This is a genomic window from Allobosea sp. Tri-44 (assembly GCF_004123845.1).
Lineage (GTDB): Bacteria > Pseudomonadota > Alphaproteobacteria > Rhizobiales > Beijerinckiaceae > Allobosea.
Genome location: NZ_NBDP01000043.1, coordinates 1 through 2,754, shown reverse-complemented (window position 1 = coordinate 2,754; position 2,754 = coordinate 1). Strand labels below are relative to the sequence as shown.

Sequence of the window (2,754 nt, the reverse complement as noted above, 5' to 3'; positions counted from 1 at the left end):
TTATCGGGACGCAGCATTCCATCCGTCGCCTGGCTACTGAAACAGGACATGATCGTCCCGGGCGGATTGCTTCGTGCAGCAATGCTGTTGGAAGCGGACAGGCCACGTTCCTGAGGTTTGGAGCTGGTAGGCGAGTGGTCTGAAAGAAGGCCGCTGCTCACACCCGCAAGGCAGAGCGCACATTGCGTTGCATCTCATAATTGCGACACGTTGCTCGCTGTGTTTAGGGTGCTGCTGTTCCGAGCGCTGCGGCGAGTACGTCTGCGGCCGCGCCCCGCGCTGCCGTCTTCATCAAGGCGCGGATTGTAGATGGTGATTTCGATACCCACTGCCTTTCCGCTCGCCAAGGCAACCCGAAGCGCTACCCCGAGATCGTCCATGACAACCCTCCGGGAATACGGAAATCGACAGCCGGCATGACGACGTCGTCGAGGCAATCGGCGTCGAGATGGATGAAGAAGCCGTCCAGCTCCTCTCGCGTCAGGTGATCGACCGCTTCGCGGGCGGCGGCCTCGATGCCCATCGCGCGCACGGCGGGAAGGTCAATCGCCTTCAGCTCGTTGGGGAGCGGCTGGCTCCCGTACTCCTCCTGATCCTCATGATCGCGATACGCGAACGCGACAGCGTCTTCGGGACGGACGAGAGGCCCGCGACCTTCAATGTCCGTCAGGAGCGACGGGCCGTAGCCGGTGACAAAGGCGAGGTCCATTGAGGCGCCTTCACCGTTGGCGGGCTGGAAGTAATCGGCGTTGCCGTCGATGAAGAACAGGCCGTAGCGGCCGCGCCGTCGAAGCGCGAGCATCGAGCCCAGCAGGATCGTGCAATCGCCGCCCAGCACTACCGGAAATTCGCCCGCGTCACCGCTTCCACCGCCTCGGCGAGTTTGGGCGACCACGCCGCAATTGCCCTGGCATTGAGGGTTCCCGACTCGGGATCGGGCATAGGTTCCTTCGGAGGCACCGCCAGCCGCCCGGCGCGGCGCGCATGGATACGCTCCGCGAGACCGAGATCCAGGAGTCGGTCAGGCAGGCGCTCGACTCCGTCCGTCGCGAGGCCCAATGTGGAAGGGGCTTCCAGAATTGCATAGGAAAGGGTCGGCACGGGCGCCTCCGTCAGTCATTACTTTGCGGAGTAGGTTACTGCCTCGATTTTGTGACCATCTGGGTCACGGACGAACGCCCCATAATAGTTGGCATCGTAGTTCGGCCGCAGCCCTGGAGCGCCATCGTCGCGGCCACCATGTTTTAGTGCTGCTTCATAAAATCGATTGACCATCGAACGGTCCTCCACCGCAAAGGCGATATGAGTGCCATTGCCTACGGTCGCTGGCTCTCCATCGATTGGAATCTGAACGCTGAAGTGAAACGTGCCACTTCCATAACCTAGTCCACCCTCGTCCTCTGCCATTGGCGTAATGCCGACGAGGGGCAAAACAGCATCGTAGAAGCGCTTCGAACGCCCAATATTATTCGTCCCAAGCGAAACATGATGGATCACGGCTACCTCCGTTCCAGCTTTGTAGCGGATCTAACGAGGGTCGTACGCGGCCCTCTCGGCGCCCTACCCGTCGCTATTCGCTACCCAATAATCAACTAACGGGCCGCCGCGACCGAGAACGGGGTCGATGCGGGGAAACGGCAATCGGTCGATCGCGCCTCGAATTTCGGGCGTAGCCGCCTCGCGCAAGGTGTCGCCTAGTTGGTCGGGCGGATAAGCGCCCACGACGAGCAGATCCTCACTGGCCGAGCGGCGGCAGTGCCCTGTGCCGGCCGGCAGCACGAGAACATCGCCGGCCGAGACGCGAAGCTCCTCTCCGCCATCACCGCCAACGATCAGCACTGCATGGCCGGCGGCGATACCGAGCACCTCATGTCCTTCCGCGTGGTAGTGGTGGAAGGCATAGATGCCGTTGCGCCATTGCGGCGGCCAGTCGTTCTCGGCGAAGCGCTGCTCCATCTGGCGAGCAAGATCGCCGGTATCCGGTGAGAAAGCTGACTCATAGATCAGTACCGGCAGCCGCGGGTTATTGGGAATTGCGCCGCGCGACTCGAGCTGCAGTGCCCTGATCGGTTTCATCAGTTGATCTCCAGTTTGCCGCTTCAACGCGCAGGGATGCAGAACGTTCGGCAACCGGAGCACGAGCCCTGGCGGAGCTGCCAGGCCGCTCTAATCCACGAAGCGCACGGGCACGCCCGGCTTCACCATCGCGGCAAGATGCTCGGCATCCCAATTCGTCAGCCGGATACAGCCATGCGACGAGTTCTTGCTCACCCGTGAGGGATCGGGCGTGCCATGGATGCCGAAGGTCGGTTTTGAGAGCGCGATCCAGACTGTGCCGACCGGATTGTTGGGACCGGCCGGCAGGACGAGCTTCCTGGTATTTTTTCCCTGTTGGAAATTCTTGTCAGGATCGTAGTGATAGGTCGGGTTTTTGACGATCCGTTCGATCCGGAATTCGCCCTCCGGCGATGGCGTTTCGCCTGAGCCGATCGTGGCGGGATAGCTTGCAAGGATACGATCGCCCGCCCCATAGACGACCACCATGCCCCTGCCCTTGACGGCCTCGACGCGTTGGGCGCTGCCCGGCGGGTCGACGCCCGTCGCGGCGGGGCCAGAGATGGTTCCGCCGGCCTTACGCAGGGTCGGCCGGGGGTTGAGGGCGGCGAGCAGACACCGTGGCAGGTTGAAGGGCTAGGACAGCCCTTCCCCCGCTCCCGGCTAGGGCAGCGGCGTCATTCGACCCTGCACTGCGGC

Annotated in this window: 3 protein-coding genes and 1 pseudogene; all 4 read right to left on the bottom strand. The window is 62.6% G+C overall.

Features of this window, described 5'->3' with window-relative positions; translation table 11 throughout:
- Positions 1-223: 223 nt before the first annotated feature.
- Positions 224-1,101 (bottom strand): annotated as a pseudogene (locus B6S44_RS24855) (arginase family protein).
- Between the two features lie 18 nt (positions 1,102-1,119).
- Positions 1,120-1,497, bottom strand: a complete 378-nt coding sequence (locus tag B6S44_RS24850; protein WP_129159567.1) for a VOC family protein — start codon at positions 1,495-1,497, stop codon at positions 1,120-1,122.
- Between the two features lie 63 nt (positions 1,498-1,560).
- The gene (locus tag B6S44_RS24845) at positions 1,561-2,076 is read right to left on the bottom strand and encodes a cupin domain-containing protein (RefSeq protein WP_129159566.1); all 516 of its coding nucleotides are present in this window, start codon (positions 2,074-2,076) and stop codon (positions 1,561-1,563) included.
- Between the two features lie 90 nt (positions 2,077-2,166).
- Positions 2,167-2,619 carry a L,D-transpeptidase gene (locus B6S44_RS24840; protein WP_349236387.1) on the bottom strand — a complete coding sequence of 151 codons (453 nt, stop codon included), beginning with the start codon at positions 2,617-2,619 and terminating at the stop codon, positions 2,167-2,169.
- Between the last annotated feature and the right edge of the window lie 135 nt (positions 2,620-2,754).